The organism is Rhodocyclus gracilis, from assembly GCF_009617575.1.
Taxonomy (GTDB): Bacteria; Pseudomonadota; Gammaproteobacteria; order Burkholderiales; family Rhodocyclaceae; genus Rhodocyclus; species Rhodocyclus gracilis.
In genome coordinates this window covers 294,994-313,464 of sequence record NZ_WIXJ01000001.1, presented here as the reverse complement: position 1 = coordinate 313,464, position 18,471 = coordinate 294,994, and the positions used below count along the sequence as shown (strand labels likewise).

Genomic DNA, 18,471 nt, shown 5'->3' with positions numbered 1-18,471 from the left:
CTTTGCAATTTGGACGGCGTCTCATCGGCGTGTGCCCGGCGGTGATAAACTCGCGCCGGTAAAATTCTTGAAGTAAATCCATGTTCGGACGTTTGTTGCCCCAAGAGGGGAAGTTCTTTGATCTTTTCAACGCGCACGCTGACCAGATCATGCTCGGCGCGCAAGCGTTGGTGGCCTTGCTGGCCTCGCTCAACAAGGCCGATGGCGAAGCGGCCAAGCACTTCGAATTGATCGACGCGGCAGAAAATCGCGCCGACCGCATCACCCACGAGACGATGGCCTTGTTGCACAAGACCTTCATCACGCCGCTCGACCGGGACGAGATCCACAAGCTGATCAACTGTCTCGACGACATCCTCGATCTCGTCAAGAACGCCGGCCAGGTGCTGACGCTCTACGACATCCGGCGGACGACGCCGGAAGCCACGCACCTCGCCGAGATCATCGTCTCCAGCTGTGATCGCGTGCGCTACGCCGTCAGCCTGCTGCCGTCGATGGACAACGGCACGGCGATTCTCAAGACCTGTGAGGAGATCGACCGGCTCGAATCCGACGCCGATCGTGTCATGCGCGGCGCCATGTCGCGCCTTTTCCGCGACGAGCCGGATGTGCGTCAGTTGATCAAGCTGAAGGCCATCTACGAGTTGCTCGAGACGGTGACGGATCGCTGCGAGGATGCGGCGAACATCATCGAAGGCATCGTCCTCGAAAACTCCTGACCGGCATCACGCATGGAATCGGTAAATATCGGCTTTGGCGCCGTAGCCTTTCTCGTCGTATTGGCGCTCGCCTTCGACTTCATGAACGGCTTTCACGATGCCGCCAATGCGATTGCGACGGTGGTGTCGACGCGGGTTCTGAAGCCGCACACGGCGGTCATGATGGCGGCCTTCTGCAACATCGTCGCCATCTTCATTTTTCACCTCAACGTCGCTGCGACTGTCGGCAAGGGCACCATCGATCCGTCGATCATCGATCAGACGGTCGTTTTCGGTGCACTGGTCGGCGCCATTCTGTGGAATTTCATCACTTGGTACTACGGCATTCCGTCTTCGTCCTCGCATGCGCTGATCGGTGGTCTGATCGGCGCCGCGCTGGTCAAGGCCGGGCCGGGGGCGCTGGTGACGGCGGGCGTGCTGAAGACGGTGGCTTTCATCTTCATCTCGCCCTTGCTCGGCATGGTGCTCGGTACGCTGATGATGATTCTCGTCTCGTGGCTATTCCGCACGAGCACGCCGCGCCGGGTCGACAAATGGTCGCGGCGTTTGCAGCTGATCTCGGCCTCGGCGTATGCCCTCGGCCACGGCGGTAACGACGCGCAGAAGACGATCGGCATCATCTGGATGCTGCTCATCGCCGCCGGCATGAGCGGGAACGATCCGAGTTCGCCGCCGGTGTGGGTGATCATCGCCTGCTATACCTCGATTGGTCTGGGAACGGCGTTCGGTGGCTGGCGCATCATCAAGCTGATGGGCCAGAAGATCACGCGTCTGCGGCCGGTCGGCGGCTTCTGTGCGCAGACGGGCGGCGCCGCGACGCTGTTCTTCGCCACCGCGCTCGGTATTCCCGTCTCGACCACGCACACCATCACCGGCGCCATTGTCGGCGTCGGCGCGACGCGCAAGCTGTCGGCGGTGCGCTGGGGCATTGCCGGCACCATCGTCTGGGCATGGATTCTCACCATTCCCTGTAGCGCACTGATGGCGGCCGTGTTCTGGTATCTCGGCAGGTTCTTCTTCTGAGTACGCGGCGCGACGGCGGCAGGCAGCTGAGGCGGCGTCTGCCGCGCTCGCGCTCATGAGCGCGTCGCGTCACGGCTCCACCCGTCTCGTCGGCGTGGCGCTGGTTCTGCTGTCGGTACTCGGTTTTGGCGCAATGCCGATCTTTGCCCGCTTCGCCTATGCCGACGGGGTCGATCTGTCGACGCTGCTGTTCTTGCGCTTCGCGCTGGCGGGCGTCGTCATGGCTGCGATCACCCGGCTCGGCGGCTGGCGTTGGCCGCAGGGGCGCGATCTCTGGCTGCTGATCGGCATGGGCGCCATTGGCTACGTCGGACAGGCGTTCTGCTACTTTGCCGCGCTGCGCTATGCCACCGCCGGACTGACGGCGCTGCTCCTCTATCTGTATCCGGCGATCGTGACGGTCTTCTCGGCGCTGCTCTGGCGGCGGCGTCTGTCGCCGGCACGTCTGGCCGCCGTCGCCGCCGCCCTTATCGGTGCGGCGCTTGCTGTTGGCGACGGGCTGGCGGGCAGCCCGCTGGGTTTTGTGCTGGGTGTTGGCGCTGCCGTCATTTATTCGGGCTATATCCTCGTTGGCGAACGCGTCAGCGCGAGTGGGCCGATTGCCGGTGCCAGCGTCGTCATGCTCTCGGCGGCTCTGGTCTATGGTGCGATTGTCGCCGTGCAGGGGCCGGCCTGGCCGCGTACGGGCGGCGGCTGGCTGGCGGTGGCGGCGATTGTGCTGTTGTCGACGGCGCTGGCGATTGCCGCCTTTCTGGCGGCGATGGCCCGTCTCGGCGCGGCCGACGCGTCGACGGTGTCGGCGCTGGAACCCGTGGTGACGATGCTGCTGGCGGCCATCTTTCTCGGCGAAACGGTCGGTACGCGCCAGATGCTGGGAGCGGCAATCATCCTCATCGCCGTGACCGTGCTGACGCGTCTACGCGAACCGGCGCCGGCCACCTAGGGTTTTCTTCGGCACGTTTGACGACCGCTGGCCGAGTTGGCAGAGCGGCGCGACGGCGGGGCGGTGGGGGGCAAACGGCGGAACAGTATTGCTCTCTAGTGCGCGCTTCGCCTTCTCGTCGCAGCGGCAGGCGCACCGTTTTCCCCGTGACTTCTGCGCTCAGGCGGGAATGTCGGGGATGAGCATTTGCTCAAGTTGTTCGATCCGGTCGCGCAAAAGCAACTTGCGTTTTTTCAGGCGGCAAACGAGCAGTTCGTCGGGCAGTGGGGCGATGGTCAGGTGCTCGATCACCGAGTCGAGATCGCGGTGTTCAACTTGCAGAGCGTGCAACCGCGAGCGGAGGAAACAGGCGTCGTCTTCGGTAAGCGTCATTGCAGTGGCGTCCGGAAAATCGGTCTGGCACGGTCAGGTGCAGGCACACGCGGCACGCAGGCGTGGTTTCCCGCACGTGTGCGGTAGTTTGGCAACGCTGGCATGCCGCGTTGCGGGAGCCGGGGGCGGCGCCGTTGGCGGGGAGGCGAGCGTCAGCGCATGGTAGGCGCGCCGCCGCCAAAAAACAACGCGGCCCGGCTTGTCATTGCGTGTTTTTGCCCTGCCCAAAGGGGACTATTTCCCATGCCGGGGCGATGACGGCAGATGGCGGGAAAACCAGTCAATGCCGAGCGCGCCAATCTCGGCCTGCGTGATGGCGCTGTGCGGAGGCGAGTCAACGCCGGCGATGGCGTGCCAGTGGCTGGGCGCGTCGATGTGGGCCAGAGCGCGCTGGGCCAGTTCGCGCACATGTGCATCGTCTTCGACGAGCAGCAGGAGCGGCGCGCGCAAGGCTTGCAGATACATCAGGCCGGCCAGATCGATCAGTCCGCCGCAGCAGACCAGGGCGAGCACCTCGGCGTCGCGTTGCGCGGCAACGCGCACGGCAGCGGGGGCGACGTGATCCGTGGCGTAGAGTCCGATCGGCCAGTCGGGTAACTGCCCTTCGCTGACGCGCCGCCGGATCAGATCCATCAGATCGAGGAGACGCCCAGTCAGCTGTGGCGTGTTGAATTTCGGATCGGCAAAACGCTCTTCGTCGTCGTGCAGGAGGTCGACAACGAGTGTCGCCAGCCCGATCTCGTGCAGCGCGTCGGCGAGGGCCTGTTCTTCGACGGCGGTCTCCGCTCCCGCGTGCGCCAGGATGATGAGCGCGCGGGCTCCCTCAGGCTGCCGGAACTCGCCCGGCAGCAACGCGGGCAGTTCGTCCGTTTCGCTGGCTTCGGGGAGGTCGATGGCGGAGTCGTGTTCTTCGCTCATGCGTCAGGGAATCTGCGCGAAGTGCAGCAGAGCCCAGCCGGCCAGCGATCCGGCGGCGACGGCGATGAATCCCGTCACCGCGCCGCGGGCCAGCGTGCGTCCGCCAACGATGCCGACGATGCCGAGTTTGAAGGAGAGGTTGGCGAGCTGCGCGATCAGGATGGCCGTGGCGGTCTGTTCCGCGCCGAGCTTGTTCTGTCCGAACAGGCGCAGGCTGGAGAGGGTGATGGCATCGACATCGGTGAGTCCCGAAATGAGCGCGACGACGTACAGACCGGCGGCGCCAGCGACGTCGGACAAGGCGGCCGAGCACATCAGCACCAGACCGTAGACCACGCCGAAGGTGATCGCCGTGCGCAGCTCGGTCGGATTGCGCAGTTCGAGTTGTGGCAGCCCATGGCCGTTTTCGAGGCTGCGCCAGGCATAGAACGCGACGAGGGTGCCGCCGAGAAAGCCGCCGCCGAGAATGGGCAGCAGGGCCGGCAGCACGCCGGGTTGAACCACCGCCGTCAGCATGCCAAGACGTAGCGGAACGATCAGATTGGCGATGAGAATGACCACCAGCGCCAGCGAGGCAAGACGCGGCTCGCTGCGGGCGTGTCGCGAAAAGATCAGGGTCGTCGCCGTGCTCGACGCCAGTCCGCCAAAGATACCCAGCAGGGGCGCGCCGCGCTGCTGGCCGAAATAGCGCAGGGCCGCATAGCCGGTCAGGCTGACGCCCGAGATGAGAACGACCATCCACCAGATCTGTGCCGGGTTGAGCGCCGCGTACGGCCCCATGTCGAGATTCGGCAGGACCGGCAGAATGACCAGCGAGAGGACGGCAAACTGCAGGATCGAGTTGAGGTCGTTGCGCGTCAGGCTTCTCGAGAGGCTCTGCAACTCCGGCTTGAAGTAGAGCAGCAGCGTCGTCAGGATCGACATGATGACGGCTGGCGTGCGCAGGCCAAGGTTGATCATCACGCCGAAGCCGAAGCAGAGCAGCAGGGCGATGACCGAGGTGGTACCGGGGTCGTCGCTGTCCGGATGTGTGCGGTAGGCGGCGATCATCATCACGCCGACGATCAGCAGTCCGACGGCGATGATCCAGGGCGCCGCGGTCTGCCGCGCGATCAAGGCGCAGACGGCGCCGAGCGTGGCGACCAGCCCGCAGGTGCGCAGACCGGCGCGCGAGGTCGGGTTGCGTTCGCGCTCCAGTCCGATCAACAGGCCGACGCCGAGGCTGACCAGTAATCCGGGGAGGTCGTGTAAACCGGGGTGTTCGAGAAGTTCGGCGTTCATTTCCGGTAAAATTAACGGATGGCCCATCACTATGCAATCGTCCCCGCTGCCGGCAGCGGTTCGCGCTTTGGCGCGGAAATGCCCAAACAATATCTTTCTCTCGCCGGGCGCCCCCTGATTCGCCACACGCTTGCAGCCTTGTGCCGTTGCCCGGCAATCGAGCGCGTCTGGGTCGTCCTCTCGCCCGGCGATCGCTATTGGCCGCAGTATGACTGGTCAGCGCTCGGCGCGAAGCTGGAAACGGTCTATTGCGGTGGCGAAACGCGCGCGCAAAGCGTCGCGAACGGTCTCGCGGCGGCTGAAACCGCCGTTGCCGACGACGATTGGGTGCTGGTGCACGACGCGGCGCGCCCCTGCGTGTCGGCGGCGATGCTGGATGCTCTCTGCCGCGAACTGGCCGATGACGCCGTCGGCGGTCTGCTGGCGGCACCGGTAGCCGATACGCTCAAGCGTGCCGGCGAAGGGCAACGCGTGCAGGCGACCTTGTCGCGCGACGGCTTGTGGCAGGCGCAGACGCCGCAGATGTTCCGCTACGGCGTTCTGCGGCGCTCGCTCGCGGCGTTTCCCGATGTCACGGACGAGGCCGGCGCCATCGAAGCGGCGGGCTATGCGCCGCGTCTGGTGCGGGCTGATGCGTCGAACCTGAAAGTCACTTTCCCGGCCGATCTGGCGTTGGCCGAGATGATTCTGAAAAGCCGTCGCGAGGATATCGCTCCATGACTACACGAACCCGTTTGCGCGTCGGACAGGGCTTTGATAGCCACGCGCTGGTCGCAGGACGGCCGCTCATTCTGGGCGGCGTCACCATTCCTCACTCGCTGGGCCTGCTCGGCCATTCGGATGCCGACGCGCTCCTGCATGCGATCACCGACGCCTTGCTGGGGGCGGCTGGCATGGGCGATATCGGTCGCCATTTTCCCGACACCGACGAACGCTATCGCGGTGCTGACAGCCGCGTCCTGCTGCGCGGCGCCGTCGACCTGCTGGCGGCAGCGGGCTGGCGCGTCGTCAATGTCGACGCCACCGTCATCATTCAGCGGCCGAAAATGGCGCCGCATGTGCCGGCGATGATCGCCAACCTGGCGGCTGATTTGCAGGTCGATAGCACGGCGATCAACGTCAAGGCGAAAACTGCCGAGCGTATGGGCTTTGTCGGACGTGAGGAAGGCGTCGCCGTCGAGGCCGTGGCGCTGATCGAACAGGTCGGCAATGACTGAGACTACGCGCTCGTTGGCTGGCCGCATCGCTGCGGGATGTCGCCGCCGATGATCAAAAAGGTTTCCGTCGGACAGCTGCGGGTTGGCATGTTCGTGCACGACTTCAACGCCGGCTGGCTCGACCATCCTTTTGCGCTCAACAGCATGAAACTGGCGGTGGAAGAAGACCTGCGCCGCGTCTTCGCTGCTGGCATCCGCGAGCTTTTCATCGATACCTCGCGCGGTCTCGACGTCGATGCGCCGACGCGCGAAGAAGCCGCCGTCGACACCGAGCAGCAGATTCGCCAGCTCGATCAGGTAACGCCGCCCGCCGAGCGGCGCAGCGCACTGGCCGAAGAGCTGGCGCGTGCGCGCAACGCCTTCGGCGAGGGAACGCGGGTGATCCGCAACGTCATGGAAGACGCCCGTCTCGGTCGCCAGCTGGAGATCGAATCGGCGAAGTCCGCCGTCGAAAAGATCGCCGCGTCGGTGCTGCGCAACGGCAACGCCATGATGAGCCTGCGCCGGCTGAAGAATGTCGACGACTACACCTATCTGCATTCGGTGTCCGTCTGCGCCATGCTTGCCGCCTTCGCACGCGATGTCGGCATGGACATGGGCGACATTCACGACATCGCCTTGGGCGGTCTCTTGCACGATATTGGCAAGGCACGCGTCAGCGCTGCCGTCCTTAACAAGACGACGCGGCTGTCGCCGGAGGAATTCACGCTCGTCAAATCGCACGTGGTTCTCGGCTCGGATCTGCTGCGGCAGATGCCCGGCATTCCGCCGCTCACCTTTGCGCCGCTGGAGTTGCACCACGAGTGCTACGACGGGAGCGGCTACCCGCGCGGCATCAAGGGCGAGACGATCGACCTCGTCGGGCGCATGTCGGCGATTGTCGACGTCTATGACGCGATCAGCTCGGAGCGTTGCTATCACGTTCCGTTAAGCCCGGCCGAAGCGATCCGCAAGCTTTTTGAATGGAGCGGTCACCATTTCGACCCGCAGCTCGTGCAGCGCTTCGTGCGCAGCGTCGGCATCTACCCCGTTGGAACGCTGGTGCGGCTGGAGAGCGAGCGGTTGGGCGTGGTCATCGAACAGCGCGAGTCGAGTCTGCTGACGCCGGTGGTGCGCGTGATGTTCGACATCCGGCACAACCACTATCTGGCGCCGGACGACGTCGATCTCTCACGGCCGCTCGGGACGGGCGGTGGCGACCGCATCGTCAGTCACGAGTCGCCGGCGCGCTGGAAGGTCGATGTCGACCGTTTTCTCTGAGCTTGGCGTGCCGGGCGCGGCGGGAGTTTAGCGCCGCGCGGTGTCGGGCGGCGTGACGCCCGGCAGGCGCAGGCAGGCAATCAGTCCGCCGCCGGGACGCGCACGCAATTCCAGCTGGCCGCCATGCAGGTGGGCGATGCGCTCGACGATGGCGAGTCCGAGTCCAGCGCCGCCGGCATTCGAGCGGGCGTTTTCCATGCGCGTGAAGGGGCGTTTGAGGCGTTCGCTTTCGCTCTCGGGAATGCCCGGGCCGCGGTCCATGACTTCGATCAGACGCTCGCCGGTGCGGTCGAGACGGGTATGCAGCTCGATTTCACCGCCGGCGTATTTGCGCGCGTTATCGAGCAGGTTGTCGATAGCGCGTGACAGCGCATGCGGATAGAGCGGCCCCGGCGGCAGTTCGCCGGGGAAATACGCGAGCGAGATGCCCGCCCGCCGGGCGCGCGCCGCCGCTTCGACGGCGAGCATGTTGATTTCTCCATCGTGCTGCAAGGCTTCGCTTTCGCCGCGCGCAAATTCGAGAAACTGAGCGATGACCGTATCCATCTGCTCGATGTCGGCGGACATGGCGGCGCGGGCCACGCTGTCGCTCACCGACAGTTCGGTATCCAGCCGCAGCCGCGCCAGCGGGGTGCGCAGGTCGTGCGAAATGCCGGCGAGCGTTTCGGCGCGTTCGGCATCGATGCGATGTAGGTCTTCCGACATGCGGTTGAAGGCTTCGGCGAGTTGCTGCAATTCCAGCGAGCCGCGCTCGGGCAGCGCCGCCGGACGCTGGCCGCGGCCAAGTTCGCGGGCAGCGCGGGCGAGCGCGCGCAAGGGTTCGGTGACGCGCGAGACGATCAGCCAGGCGACCGCCAGCGCCAGCCCAAGTACCAGAACGGCCCAGATCACCCAATGCCACGGGAAGTCGTGCTCGGCGCGCGAGCCGGGCAACATCAGCCAGAATTCATCCTCCGTGTTGGCGCCAGTTGGTGCGGCGGACGGCAAAGGGTCGAGGTGAAAGCTCACCCAGATGCCCCGCTGGCCATTCACGACGCTGGCAAAGCGCGTGTCGGCGCCGAGCGAGGCGGTGACGATGCTGCGCATGCGCGTCTGGAAGCGGCTATCGGAGGGCGGTTCGACGCGGTCGGTCGCTTCGACCGGCAGGACGCGGACGCCTTCGCGTTCGTCCATCTCGCGCAACAAGGCGTGGCGGCGCGAGGGTTCGGCGGCCACCAGCGCGGCGCGTGTCAGATTGACGACGCTAACGACGAGTTGCGCCAGTTGCTGCGCACGTGGCAGCTTTTCCGACAAGGCAAAGAGTCCCAGCCACGAGGCGACGGCGATGGACAGCAGCAGACTGATCAGCAGGAAGGTGCGCGCCAGCAAGGTGCGCGGCAGGCGGTTCATGCCGGCGCCGTATCCGGTACGAAGACGTAGCCGTGCCCCCAGACGGTTTGCAGATAGCGTGGCTGCGCGGGGTCGGGTTCGATGAGTTTGCGCAGGCGCGAGATCTGTACGTCGATGGTACGGTCGAACGGCCCTTGCTCGCGCCCGCGTGCCAGCGTCATCAGGCGGTTGCGCGAGAGCGGCTGATGCGGATTTTGCAGGAGCGCCCGCAGGACGGCGAATTCGCCGGTCGTCAGTGCAATCGTTTCCTCGCCACGGCGCAGCGTGCGGGCAGCAAAGTCGACTTCGACTCCGCCAAAGGCAATGTGCGAGACATCGGCAATCGGGGCGCCCGGCGGTGTCGCGCCGCGTCGCCGCTGCACGGCGTTGATGCGTGCGACCAGCTCACGCGGATTGAAGGGTTTGGGCAGGTAGTCATCGGCGCCCATTTCGAGACCGACGATGCGGTCGACCTCGTCACCGCGTGCGGTCAGCATGATTACCGCTTGCTGCGGATCGGCGGCGCGCAGGCGGCGGCAGATCGACAAGCCATCCTCGCCCGGCAGCATCAGGTCGAGCACGATGAGGTCGAAGCGCTCACGGTCGAGGCGCTGATCCATGCTCTTGGCGCATTCGGCGGTGCGCACCACAAAGCCTTGTTCGCCAAGGTAGCGCTGCAGCAGTTCGCGCAGGCGTTGGTCGTCGTCGACGACGAGAATTTTCAGTTCGCTCATGCGCGAATGCTACCCGTAATCGGCGATGCGAAGAAAGAGGGGGCTAGGGCGCCTTGGTGCCGGGGCGCTGTGCGAGCGAAACGCAGGCGATGGCGCCGAGAATGCACAGGGCGGCTACGCCTTCATGCCAGCCGGGGCGTTCGCCGAGGATCAGCATGCCACCGAGTACACCGATCAGCGGCGTCGCCAGCGAGGAGAGCGACGAGACGCTGACGGGTACCATCAGGACGATGCGATTCCACGCCCAGTAGCAGAACATGAAGGCGACGAGGACGTTATAAACGAGCCCGAGCGCCGGCCAAAGGCTTGGAATGTGCAGCCGCGGCCACTCGAAGACGCCGGCGACCAGCAGCATGGGCAGACTGCCGAGCAGCATCATCCAGCCAGTGAGCGCGGCGGCGGGCATGCCGAGCGGCAGGCGCTTGAGCAGCACGACGCCCAGCGCCCAGCTGAACGCTGCACCGAGCATGCAGAGTGCGCCGGCTGGCGCCGCGCGAAAGAGCGCTACACCATCACCCATGAGGAAAACCACGCCGGTCAGACCCAGTCCCAGTCCGGCCAGCCGCCGCCTGTCGAGGCGCTCGCCGAGCAGCCAGGCAGAGAGCAGGACGCCCCACAGCGGCATGGTGTAGCCAAGCAGGGCGGCGCGACCGGAGGAGAGCAGGCTGACGCCGTAGATGGCGAGCACATTCCAGCCGACGATATTGAAGAGCGTCAGCAGCAGCATGGCCGGCAGGCGACCACGCGGGATGCGCACGCCCTGGCCGGAAAAGTGAGCGATGGCGAGCATGCCAACGCCGCCCAGAAACAGGCAGCTGCCACGGAAGGAAAGCGGCGGCACCTCACTGAGGACGATCTTCATCACCGGCCAGTTGAGTCCCCAGCCCAAGGTAATGGCGGCGAGAAGGATCAGGCCGGTACGTGGCAGTCGGTCGAAGGTTTTGTCCAAAACGGGGGGGCAGTGAGCGAGGGGGCGGTTAGTCTACGCTTTCTGCTCGTGTGCGTCGCTTTTCGCGTTGTGTGTCGCGTCGCCTGTCGCTTCGGCTCTTGCCTCTGCTGTTGAGCCGGCGCTGGCGTCCCATGGCGATGCCGGCTTTGCCCATTCGGCGCGATGCGCTGACGTTTCGCCGGCTGCCGCGGGGGCTTCTGTTTCCGCTTCAACGTGCTGGCGGGCGAGCAGGGCGCGCTTGGTCTTCCTCTCCACGGCGGCTACACTGGCTGCGCCATGAACCTGCCGCGCACTTTTTGCCTGCCCCGATTGCCACGACTGCCCCGCTTTGCGGCAGCGCTTGCGCCGCTGCGTCGGCCATCGGCGGGGCGCGCCTTCGCCTTGTCGTTGCTGGCAATTCTGCTCGTGGCGCGGGGGGTGGTGTTGCCGTCGTCGCTGCCTTCTTTGCCTGCGTCTTCGCCGATCCATGTCGCTGTGCAGATGGTGCACGGAGCCTCTGCGGCACAGGCGGGCGAACACGCGGCTTGCGCGCAGGCCCTCAGCAAGGATGCGGCTATCGGCTCTGCCCAGGTGCCTAACATGGCCAACGCTGCGTCCGATGGCCGCGCCAGCACGAACGGCAAGGCCTGTCAGTTCCACTGCGATCTGGCGGGCGCGCCCTTGTTGCTGCCGGCGCCGCTTGTGGTCGATGGCGGCGCCCGCAGCGAGTCGCCCGTCTCGCGGCCGGTCAGCGTCCTCGCTTGGCTGGCGCCACCCGACCATCCCCCTCCCATCGCCTGAAGTCTGATTCGGTTTTTTTGTTCTCCGCGCCCGTTGGCCTGGAGGGTATCGACTCGTCTTCAGGAGATTCACGATGTACATGACGCACTACATGGCCTTGCTGGCCGACAACCAACCCTGGAACCTGATCCTGTTCATGGCGATTCCCGTCGTCCTTGCGGAAACGGTGGCCGTGACCGAGCTGTTCATCCTTTTTTCGCGCGTGCGCAGTGGTCCCTTACGCGCCATCAACCGCGCCGCGAGCATCGTCGGTGGGCTCTATTTTTCGGGCGTATTCGTCTATCTCGTCCAGCACGCGGTGCTTCCACTGACGCTTGCCGGCGAATGGCGCGGGGCTGCCGATGTGATCGCCGTCGGCGCCTATCTGGCCGGTGTCGTTCCCCTGCTGGGTTTGGCCCTGCTCGATCTGGGCGTGATTGGACGTGGTTTGACGGAGGATGGGCGTTTGCGGCGGCACGCGGTTTTCGTCGCCATTTTCCTCGTCGTCGCGCACGTGGCGATGATTTTCGGCATGCTCGATCCGCGCCTGCTGATGGCGTCTGAGCCCATCGTGCAAGAGGAAATGGACATGTCGACGATGCATCATCATCAGCACTAAATGAGGTGAGGGCGCCGCCCCGGCAGCAGTTTTGCCGGTGGCGGTCGCCCCTCGTTTGCCTGCCATTCGCCACGCGTCACCCGTCTTTGTCCGTACGCCAATCGGCGCCTCTCGCCCGCCGTTCTCGCCGGGATGCGGCGGTGCGCGAACGGATGTGGCGAAGCGTAAAACTTTGTGCCGGCGGTTCCTCCACTGGGGGAAGCGAGGCAAAATGCGCAGGCGTCGCGGGCCTTTCGCGGCCTTCGCTTCAGGAAAACAGAGGGTGTCGGAATGTTGTTGCCGGGTAGAGCCACAGACAGGAATGCCGCAGCGCCGCACGGGGAGCGACCGATTCGCGGTGGGCTGTGCTGGGCGACGTTGCCGGCGGGGCTGACCGTGGGCCTCACCGTCTTTCTTGCCACGCTGACGGCGGCTCAGGCCGATCCCTTCGCCGGAGCGCGGCAGAATGCTGCCAGTGGCGACAGCAGCTGGCGTGACGGTCGGGGCGACACGGAGGCGGCGCCTTCCCCTCGTTCCCGCGAAACGGCGCCGGATGTTACGCGGCGCATGCCGCCAACGGGCGCCGGCGATTCACCCGGCGCGGCGCGCTCGCTGCATTTTTCGTCGGAAGAGCGCCGGCAGTTGCGGCGCGATGTGCACGAGGCAGGGCGCGACCTTTACGGTCCGCGCCGCTGATCGTTCTCGGCGCCGCCGCTCTAGGCGCCCGGCAATTCCTCGCGGCGCAGCAGGAAGACGTACTGATCGCCGGCGTGCGTGTCGAGCCAGGTAAACGGCAGTTGCGGAAAGGCGGCTTCGAGAACTTCCCGCTGATGGCCGATCTCGACGACCAGCAGCCCGTCCGGTTTGAGGTGCTTGTGCGCCTCGCGCAAGAGCGTGCGGACGATGTCCAGTCCGTCCTCGCCGGAAGCCAGCGCCAGCGCTGGCTCGCAGCGGTACTCGGCGGGCAGCGCGCGCATGGCGGCGGCGTCGACGTAGGGCGGGTTGGAGATGATCACGTCGTAGCGCCGCGCCTTGACCTCGCTCAGCAAGTCAGAGCGGACGAGGCGGACGCGTTCGCCGAGTTCGTAGTCGGCAACATTGCGCTCGGCGACGGCCAGCGCATCCGGCGAGATGTCGATGGCGTCGACGGCCGCTTCCGGGAAGGCCAGAGCGGCGAGGATGGCCAGACACCCCGAGCCGGTGCATAGATCGAGCACGTCGCTGACGGCCCACGGATCGTCGATCCAGGGGCTCAGTTGCTCGTCGAGCAGTTCGGCGATGAAGGAGCGCGGCACGATGACGCGCTCGTCGACGTAAAAGCGGTGTTCGCCGAGCCACGCTTCCCGCGTCAGATAGGCGGCTGGCAGGCGTTCCTTGACGCGGCGCTCGATCAGCGCCAGCGCCTGCTCGCGTTCTTGCGCCGTCAGGCGGGCGTCGAGGAAGGGCTCGAGACGGTCGAGCGGCAGGTGCAGGGCGTGTAGCAGCAGGTAGACCGCTTCGTCCCAGGCGTTATCGCTGCCGTGGCCGAAAAACAGATTGGCTTCGTTGAAGCGGCTGACGGTGAAGCGCAACAGGTCGCGCAGCGTGCAGAGTTCTTGGCGGGCGTCGTCAAACATGGTCGGGGAGCAATGTTTCCAGTAAGCGTCGGTAGATGGCCGCCAGACGGGGCAGGTCGGCGATGCTGACGTGTTCGTCGATTTTGTGAATGCTCTCGTTGACCGGCCCGAGTTCGATCACTTGCGGGCAGATTTCGGCGAGGAAGCGGCCGTCGGAGGTGCCGCCGGAGGTGGAGAGTTCGGCGGCGAGGCCCGTTTCGGCGTTGATGGCGGCGAGCGCCGCGTCGACCAGCGCGCCGCGTCCGGTGATGAATGGGCGGGCGCCGAGCGTCCACTGGATCGAGAACTCAAGACCATGCCGCGCGAGCAGCGCTTCGAGCCGCGCTTGCAGGCTCTCCGGCGTACTCACGGCCGCAAAGCGGAAGTTGAAGAGGATGTCGACGTGGCCGGGGATGACATTGTTGGCGCCATTGCCGGCGTGGATGTTCGAGATTTGCCAGGTCGTCGGCGGGAAATAGTCGTCGCCATCGTCCCATACCGTACTCGCCAGTTCGGCGATCGCCGGCGCGCCGAGATGGATCGGGTTTTTCGCCAGTTGCGGATAGGCGACGTGGCCTTGCAGACCCTTGACGGTCAGGCGGCCGGACAGCGAGCCACGGCGGCCATTCTTGATGGTGTCGCCGAGTTGCCTGACGGCTGTCGGCTCGCCGACGAGGCAGTAATCGGGTGTCTCGCCACGGGCACGCAACACGTCAACGACCGCGACGGTGCCATCGGTGGCGTCGCCCTCTTCATCGGCGGTGAGCAGCAGGGCCAGCGAGCCGCTGTGCTGCGGGTGGGCGGCGACGAATTCTTCCGCCGCGATCACGAAGGCGGCGAGCGAACTCTTCATGTCCGCCGCGCCGCGACCGTAGAGACGGCCGTCGCGTTGCGTGGGGGTAAACGGCGGCGACTGCCAGTGTTCGGCCGGGCCGCTCGGTACGACGTCGGTATGACCGGCAAAGCAGAATAGCGGCGCCGCCGTGCCGCGCCGCGCCCAGAGATTTTTCACGCCACCGCGTTCGATGGTTTCGAGACGAAAGCCAAGACGCGCCAGACGCTCGCCGAGCAGTTCCTGGCAGCCCGCATCGTCGGGGGTGACGGAGGGGCGGGCGATTAGGGCGGCGGCGAGGTCCAGCACGGCGTCCTGCACGCGCGCCGGGGGCGGTGAGATCGTGGGCATGGTCGGCGGGCGCACGGTGGCAGTGGGCGGACGGAGCGGCAGACGGGCGTTCGTGGCGAACGGGCCGGGCAGCGACGCTCAGTCGCCGCGCAGCAGTTCGTTGATACCGGTCTTGGCGCGCGTTTTGGCGTCGACCTTCTTGACGATCACTGCACAGTAAAGGCTGTAGCTACCGTCCTTCGACGGCAGGTTGCCGGAGACGACGACCGATCCGGGCGGCACGCGGCCATAGGTGATTTCGCCCGTTTCGCGGTCGTAGATCTTCGTCGACTGGCCGATGTAGACGCCCATCGAGATCACCGAACCTTCGCCGATGATGACGCCTTCGACAACTTCCGAGCGCGCACCGATGAAGCAGTTGTCTTCGATGATGGTCGGGCCGGCCTGGATGGGTTCGAGCACGCCACCGATGCCGACGCCACCCGACAGGTGCACGTTCTTGCCGATCTGCGCGCAGGAGCCGACGGTGGCCCAGGTGTCGACCATGGTGCCTTCATCGACGCGGGCGCCAATGTTCACGTAGGAGGGCATCAGCACGACGTTCTTGGCGATGAAGGCGCCACGGCGGGCAGCCGCCGGCGGCACGACACGGAAACCGCCGCGCGCGAATTTCTCGGCGTCGTAGTCGGCGAACTTGCTCGGTACTTTGTCGTAGTAGCGCGTGTCGCCGCCGTCGATCAGCGTGTTGTCTTCGAGGCGGAATGAGAGCAGCACGGCCTTCTTGATCCACTGGTGCGTGAACCAGTCGCCGTCGATTTTTTCGGCAACGCGCAGGCTGCCTTCGTCGAGGCCTTGCAGCACCCAGGCGACGGCCGCGCCGACCTTGGCCGGGGCCGTTCCGGGCTGGAGCGAGGCACGGTTTTCCCAGGCGTCTTCGATGACCTGGCGAATTTCGAGGATTTCGGCGGTTTCCGGCATGGTGTTATTCCTGGAGGGACGTGATGAAGGAGTGGATGCGCCCGGCTGCGTCGAGACATTCGGCCAACGGGGCGACCAGTGCGATGCGGATGAAGCCGGCACCGGGATTGACGCCATCGGCTTCGCGCGCAAGAAAACTGCCCGGAAGCACCATGACATTATATTCAGCGAGCAGACGGCGGGCGAACTCGCGGTCGTCGATCGGCGTTTTGGCCCAGAAGTAGAAGCCCGCATCCGGCTGGCTGGCGCCCATCGCTTGCGCCAGGATCGGCGTGACGGCATCGAATTTCTCGCGGTAGCGGCGGCGGTTGTCGCGCACATGCGCTTCGTCCTGCCAGGCAGCGGTGGAGGCAGCCTGTACCGCCGGGCTCATGGCGCAGCCGTGGTAGGTGCGGTACAGCAGGAAGGACTTCAGCGTTGCCGCGTCGCCGGCGACGAAGCCCGAGCGCAGACCCGGTGCATTCGAGCGCTTGGAGAGGCTGGAGAACATGACGAGGCGCTCCCAGCCGCGCCCGAGTTGCCGCGCGGCTTGCAGCGCGCCGAGGGGGGGCTGCGTTTCGTCGAAGTAGATTTCCGAGTAGCACTCGTCGGCGGCGATGACGAAACCGTAGCGATCGGAAAGCTCGAAGAGCCGGTGCCAATCTTCCAGACTCAGCACCTTGCCGGTCGGATTGCCGGGCGAACAGACGTAGAAGAGTTGCACGCGCTGCCATTCGGCTTCGGACAGCGAGCCGAAGTCGAAGGCAAAGCCGTTATCCGGCAGCGTGTTGAGAAAGCGCGGTTCAGCGCCGGCGAGAAACGCCGCGCCTTCGTAGATCTGGTAGAACGGATTGGGGCAGACAACGATCGGCGGGCCGCCGCGCGTGGCCGTCGTGTCGATCACCGCCTGACAGAAGGAAAACAGTGCCTCCCGCGAGCCGTTGACCGGCACGACCTGGGTGTCGGGATTGACTTCATCGATGCCGTAGCGGCGCTCGATCCAGGCGGCGATGCTTTGCCGCAAATCGGCGCAGCCCAGCGTCGTCGGGTAGTTCGCCAGCCCGCTCAGCCCGGCCGTCAGGGCGTCCTTGATGAACAAGGGGGTCTCATGCTGCGGTTCGCCGATGAAGAGCTTGATTTCGGAATAGCGAGGGTTCGCGGGAACGCCCTTGAACAATTGCCGCAGCTTCTCGAACGGATACGGTTGCAAGCGGGACAGGTTGGGATTCACGTTGCGTATCGGGTTTTTGCGAAGCGGCCGATTATAAAGGGCATCGCTCGCAGGCGGCGAACTTCGCGCACGGCCCGGCGGAGCAGGGGGCGTTAACGACACTGGCGCAGACGAATCTGCGCCAGTGTCGGAGAGCGTCAGACGAGGCGTGCTCGTCCGGCGCGCGGCTTGGGTTTTATTCCGCCGCGCCGCAGCACTGCTTGAACTTCTTACCACTGCCACAGGGGCAAGGGTCGTTGCGGCCGACCTTCGGGTCGTCGCGGCGAACGGTGGCGATGCCGCGCTTGGCAAGCCAGAAGCGGTAGATATCGACGACGGCGTAGGGCAGGCGCTCTTCGCATTCGCGTTCGATGCTTTCGAGTTCCTCGCCTTGCGGCCACTCTTCGCCATGCTCGCGGGCCGCGGTTTCGGCTTCGCCGGTCAGCAGCATCATCGGGAACAGGCGTTCGTCGAGGTAGTCGAGTTCGTCGCTGGCTTCTTCGCCTTCGGCGCCGCCGGCATCGGCTTCGGCTTCGAGGGCTTCGAACCAGTCTTCGGGCGAGGCGTCGACGCCGAAAAGATAGGCTTCACACCAGGGGGCGAAATCGTTGGGCGCCGCTTCTTCGCCGTCGCGGGCGTAGAGCAGCAGCGTTGGCGCTTCGCCGGCGGCGAGCCCGGCTTCCAGTTGTGCCGTGTAGCGGCGCAGCAGTTCGGCCGCTTCGCGTCCGACGTTGGTATCGAGGGCGTCATCGCTGCCGAGGATTTCGGCCAGACGTTGCGCTTCCGGTAGTTGTTCCGGTCCGGAGAGCACGGCGCAGAGATAGCCCTGCACTTCGTCGAGGCTCATCGGTTCGGGCAGGGAGGGGTCTTCGAGCAGCGCCTCAAGGCGGTCGAAATCGGCGTCGCCGAGCGGGTTCAGGGGGGGAGTGGCGGACATCGGCTTAGCCTCGGGTGTTGGATTGCGGGACGAATTCGGCCAGCTCGATTTTTTCTGCGGGCTGCCAGCCGGGTTTGCGATGCTCGGCGACGACGTTGGTGAAAACGCCGCCACGGACGTAGAAACGGGCCGTCAGCCGCATGAAGCGCGGCGCGGTGGCTTGCACCAGATCGTCGAGAATCCGGTTGGTGACGGCTTCGTGGAAAGCGCCTTCGTTACGGTAGGACCAGATGTAGAGCTTGAGACTCTTCAACTCGACGCAGCGCTCGTCGGCAATATAGTCGAGTGTCAGCGTGGCGAAATCGGGCTGGCCGGTTTTCGGGCACAGACAGGTGAATTCCGGAATCTCCATGTGAATCTGGAAATCGCGGTGCGGCGCCGGGTTGGGAAAGGTTTCGAGGGTCTTGGCGGGCTGGGTGCTCATGAGGATTCCATCTGGTTCAGGGAGCCCGATTCAGGCGGGCGAGGTGATATTATAGGCGGCCCTTGGCGCCAATGCCGCGTCATG

21 protein-coding genes are annotated in these 18,471 nt (G+C 65.5%); 9 read left to right on the top strand and 12 right to left on the bottom strand.

Annotated elements, in window-relative coordinates; translation table 11 throughout:
- Positions 1 to 80: 80 nt before the first annotated feature.
- From GHK24_RS01415 to GHK24_RS01405, 3 genes are read left to right on the top strand one after another with little or no spacing between them, the layout of a single operon-like run.
- Positions 81 to 719, top strand: a complete 639-nt coding sequence (locus tag GHK24_RS01415; RefSeq protein ID WP_153467828.1) for a DUF47 domain-containing protein — start codon at positions 81 to 83, stop codon at positions 717 to 719.
- A gap of 12 nt (positions 720 to 731) precedes the next feature.
- On the top strand, positions 732 to 1,742 hold the full coding sequence (locus tag GHK24_RS01410; RefSeq protein ID WP_153467825.1) for an inorganic phosphate transporter: 1,011 nt from the start codon (positions 732 to 734) through the stop codon (positions 1,740 to 1,742).
- Between the two features lie 55 nt (positions 1,743 to 1,797).
- On the top strand, positions 1,798 to 2,685 hold the full coding sequence (locus GHK24_RS01405) for a DMT family transporter (RefSeq protein ID WP_153467822.1): 888 nt from the start codon (positions 1,798 to 1,800) through the stop codon (positions 2,683 to 2,685).
- 159 nt (positions 2,686 to 2,844) lie between these two features.
- On the opposite strand, the gene GHK24_RS01400 is transcribed toward GHK24_RS01405, so the two are convergent.
- From GHK24_RS01400 to GHK24_RS01390, 3 genes are all read right to left on the bottom strand, one after another.
- On the bottom strand, positions 2,845 to 3,057 hold the full coding sequence (locus tag GHK24_RS01400; protein WP_153467819.1) for a YdcH family protein: 213 nt from the start codon (positions 3,055 to 3,057) through the stop codon (positions 2,845 to 2,847).
- Positions 3,058 to 3,291: 234 nt separating this feature from the next.
- Positions 3,292 to 3,975, bottom strand: coding sequence for a dienelactone hydrolase family protein (locus GHK24_RS01395; RefSeq protein WP_153467816.1), 684 nt, complete (start codon positions 3,973 to 3,975; stop codon positions 3,292 to 3,294).
- Between the two features lie 3 nt (positions 3,976 to 3,978).
- Positions 3,979 to 5,256: an MgtC/SapB family protein gene (locus tag GHK24_RS01390; protein ID WP_153467813.1), complete on the bottom strand. Its 1,278-nt coding sequence runs from the start codon at positions 5,254 to 5,256 to the stop codon at positions 3,979 to 3,981.
- 18 nt (positions 5,257 to 5,274) lie between these two features.
- Between GHK24_RS01390 and ispD the strand changes: the two genes are divergently transcribed.
- The 3 genes from ispD to GHK24_RS01375 are packed head-to-tail and all read left to right on the top strand — an operon-like array spanning position 5,275 to position 7,733.
- On the top strand, positions 5,275 to 5,976 hold the full coding sequence (gene ispD, locus GHK24_RS01385) for a 2-C-methyl-D-erythritol 4-phosphate cytidylyltransferase (RefSeq protein WP_153467810.1): 702 nt from the start codon (positions 5,275 to 5,277) through the stop codon (positions 5,974 to 5,976).
- Positions 5,973 to 6,473, top strand: a complete 501-nt coding sequence (gene ispF, locus GHK24_RS01380) for a 2-C-methyl-D-erythritol 2,4-cyclodiphosphate synthase (RefSeq protein WP_153467807.1) — start codon at positions 5,973 to 5,975, stop codon at positions 6,471 to 6,473. The genes ispD and ispF overlap by 4 nt, the downstream gene beginning before the upstream one ends.
- Positions 6,474 to 6,521: 48 nt before the next feature.
- Positions 6,522 to 7,733: an HD-GYP domain-containing protein gene (locus GHK24_RS01375; protein ID WP_153467804.1), complete on the top strand. Its 1,212-nt coding sequence runs from the start codon at positions 6,522 to 6,524 to the stop codon at positions 7,731 to 7,733.
- A gap of 27 nt (positions 7,734 to 7,760) precedes the next feature.
- Here the strand turns inward: GHK24_RS01375 and GHK24_RS01370 are convergent, their stop codons facing one another.
- Genes GHK24_RS01370 through GHK24_RS01360 form a run of 3 tightly spaced genes read right to left on the bottom strand, consistent with a single transcriptional unit; the run spans position 7,761 to position 10,784 of the window.
- Positions 7,761 to 9,122 (bottom strand): ATP-binding protein, encoded by a 1,362-nt coding sequence (locus GHK24_RS01370; protein ID WP_153467801.1) that lies wholly within the window; start codon positions 9,120 to 9,122, stop codon positions 7,761 to 7,763.
- A complete protein-coding gene (ompR, locus tag GHK24_RS01365; protein ID WP_153467798.1) occupies positions 9,119 to 9,835 on the bottom strand; it encodes an osmolarity response regulator transcription factor OmpR in 717 nt (238 codons plus the stop codon). The genes GHK24_RS01370 and ompR overlap by 4 nt, the downstream gene beginning before the upstream one ends.
- Before the next feature lie 43 nt (positions 9,836 to 9,878).
- On the bottom strand, positions 9,879 to 10,784 hold the full coding sequence (locus GHK24_RS01360; RefSeq protein WP_228384474.1) for a DMT family transporter: 906 nt from the start codon (positions 10,782 to 10,784) through the stop codon (positions 9,879 to 9,881).
- A 276-nt stretch (positions 10,785 to 11,060) separates the two neighbouring features.
- On the opposite strand from GHK24_RS01360, the gene GHK24_RS01355 reads away from it, so the two are divergent.
- The 3 genes from GHK24_RS01355 (at position 11,061) to GHK24_RS01345 (ending at position 12,837) form a co-directional block, all read left to right on the top strand.
- Entirely contained in the window at positions 11,061 to 11,564 is a 504-nt protein-coding gene (locus GHK24_RS01355; protein ID WP_153467795.1) for a hypothetical protein, read from the top strand.
- A gap of 73 nt (positions 11,565 to 11,637) precedes the next feature.
- On the top strand, positions 11,638 to 12,162 hold the full coding sequence (locus tag GHK24_RS01350; RefSeq protein ID WP_209022523.1) for a DUF6803 family protein: 525 nt from the start codon (positions 11,638 to 11,640) through the stop codon (positions 12,160 to 12,162).
- 375 nt (positions 12,163 to 12,537) lie between these two features.
- A complete protein-coding gene (locus tag GHK24_RS01345; protein WP_153467792.1) occupies positions 12,538 to 12,837 on the top strand; it encodes a hypothetical protein in 300 nt (99 codons plus the stop codon).
- A gap of 20 nt (positions 12,838 to 12,857) precedes the next feature.
- Here GHK24_RS01345 and prmB read toward each other — a convergent pair whose 3' ends face one another.
- From prmB to queF, 6 genes are all read right to left on the bottom strand, one after another.
- Positions 12,858 to 13,757, bottom strand: a complete 900-nt coding sequence (prmB, locus tag GHK24_RS01340; protein WP_153467789.1) for a 50S ribosomal protein L3 N(5)-glutamine methyltransferase — start codon at positions 13,755 to 13,757, stop codon at positions 12,858 to 12,860.
- Entirely contained in the window at positions 13,750 to 14,919 is a 1,170-nt protein-coding gene (dapE, locus tag GHK24_RS01335; RefSeq protein WP_153467786.1) for a succinyl-diaminopimelate desuccinylase, read from the bottom strand. Before dapE ends, prmB begins: the two co-directional genes overlap by 8 nt.
- A 78-nt stretch (positions 14,920 to 14,997) precedes the next feature.
- Complete coding sequence (dapD, locus tag GHK24_RS01330; RefSeq protein ID WP_153467783.1) at positions 14,998 to 15,837, bottom strand: 2,3,4,5-tetrahydropyridine-2,6-dicarboxylate N-succinyltransferase; 840 nt, start codon at positions 15,835 to 15,837, stop codon at positions 14,998 to 15,000.
- Between the two features lie 4 nt (positions 15,838 to 15,841).
- Positions 15,842 to 17,047, bottom strand: coding sequence for a succinyldiaminopimelate transaminase (gene dapC / locus GHK24_RS01325; protein ID WP_340666070.1), 1,206 nt, complete (start codon positions 17,045 to 17,047; stop codon positions 15,842 to 15,844).
- 175 nt (positions 17,048 to 17,222) lie between these two features.
- On the bottom strand, positions 17,223 to 17,963 hold the full coding sequence (locus GHK24_RS01320) for a UPF0149 family protein (RefSeq protein ID WP_153467781.1): 741 nt from the start codon (positions 17,961 to 17,963) through the stop codon (positions 17,223 to 17,225).
- Positions 17,964 to 17,967: 4 nt separating this feature from the next.
- The gene (gene queF / locus GHK24_RS01315; RefSeq protein WP_153467778.1) at positions 17,968 to 18,387 is read right to left on the bottom strand and encodes a preQ(1) synthase; all 420 of its coding nucleotides are present in this window, start codon (positions 18,385 to 18,387) and stop codon (positions 17,968 to 17,970) included.
- Positions 18,388 to 18,471 lie beyond the last annotated feature (84 nt).

Coding starts and splice junctions, on each gene's coding strand:
- GHK24_RS01390 (WP_153467813.1), bottom strand. CDS start 5,256: ATGAACGCCGAACTTCTCGAACACCCCGGTTTACACGACCTCCCCGGA.
- ispF (WP_153467807.1), top strand. CDS start 5,973: ATGACTACACGAACCCGTTTGCGCGTCGGACAGGGCTTTGATAGCCAC.
- GHK24_RS01355 (WP_153467795.1), top strand. CDS start 11,061: ATGAACCTGCCGCGCACTTTTTGCCTGCCCCGATTGCCACGACTGCCC.
- GHK24_RS01350 (WP_209022523.1), top strand. CDS start 11,638: ATGTACATGACGCACTACATGGCCTTGCTGGCCGACAACCAACCCTGG.
- dapD (WP_153467783.1), bottom strand. CDS start 15,837: ATGCCGGAAACCGCCGAAATCCTCGAAATTCGCCAGGTCATCGAAGAC.
- queF (WP_153467778.1), bottom strand. CDS start 18,387: ATGAGCACCCAGCCCGCCAAGACCCTCGAAACCTTTCCCAACCCGGCG.
- dapE (WP_153467786.1), bottom strand. CDS start 14,919: ATGCCCACGATCTCACCGCCCCCGGCGCGCGTGCAGGACGCCGTGCTG.
- GHK24_RS01320 (WP_153467781.1), bottom strand. CDS start 17,963: ATGTCCGCCACTCCCCCCCTGAACCCGCTCGGCGACGCCGATTTCGAC.
- ispD (WP_153467810.1), top strand. CDS start 5,275: ATGGCCCATCACTATGCAATCGTCCCCGCTGCCGGCAGCGGTTCGCGC.
- ompR (WP_153467798.1), bottom strand. CDS start 9,835: ATGAGCGAACTGAAAATTCTCGTCGTCGACGACGACCAACGCCTGCGC.
- GHK24_RS01400 (WP_153467819.1), bottom strand. CDS start 3,057: ATGACGCTTACCGAAGACGACGCCTGTTTCCTCCGCTCGCGGTTGCAC.
- GHK24_RS01405 (WP_153467822.1), top strand. CDS start 1,798: ATGAGCGCGTCGCGTCACGGCTCCACCCGTCTCGTCGGCGTGGCGCTG.
- prmB (WP_153467789.1), bottom strand. CDS start 13,757: ATGTTTGACGACGCCCGCCAAGAACTCTGCACGCTGCGCGACCTGTTG.
- GHK24_RS01375 (WP_153467804.1), top strand. CDS start 6,522: ATGATCAAAAAGGTTTCCGTCGGACAGCTGCGGGTTGGCATGTTCGTG.
- GHK24_RS01395 (WP_153467816.1), bottom strand. CDS start 3,975: ATGAGCGAAGAACACGACTCCGCCATCGACCTCCCCGAAGCCAGCGAA.
- GHK24_RS01370 (WP_153467801.1), bottom strand. CDS start 9,122: ATGAACCGCCTGCCGCGCACCTTGCTGGCGCGCACCTTCCTGCTGATC.
- GHK24_RS01415 (WP_153467828.1), top strand. CDS start 81: ATGTTCGGACGTTTGTTGCCCCAAGAGGGGAAGTTCTTTGATCTTTTC.
- GHK24_RS01410 (WP_153467825.1), top strand. CDS start 732: ATGGAATCGGTAAATATCGGCTTTGGCGCCGTAGCCTTTCTCGTCGTA.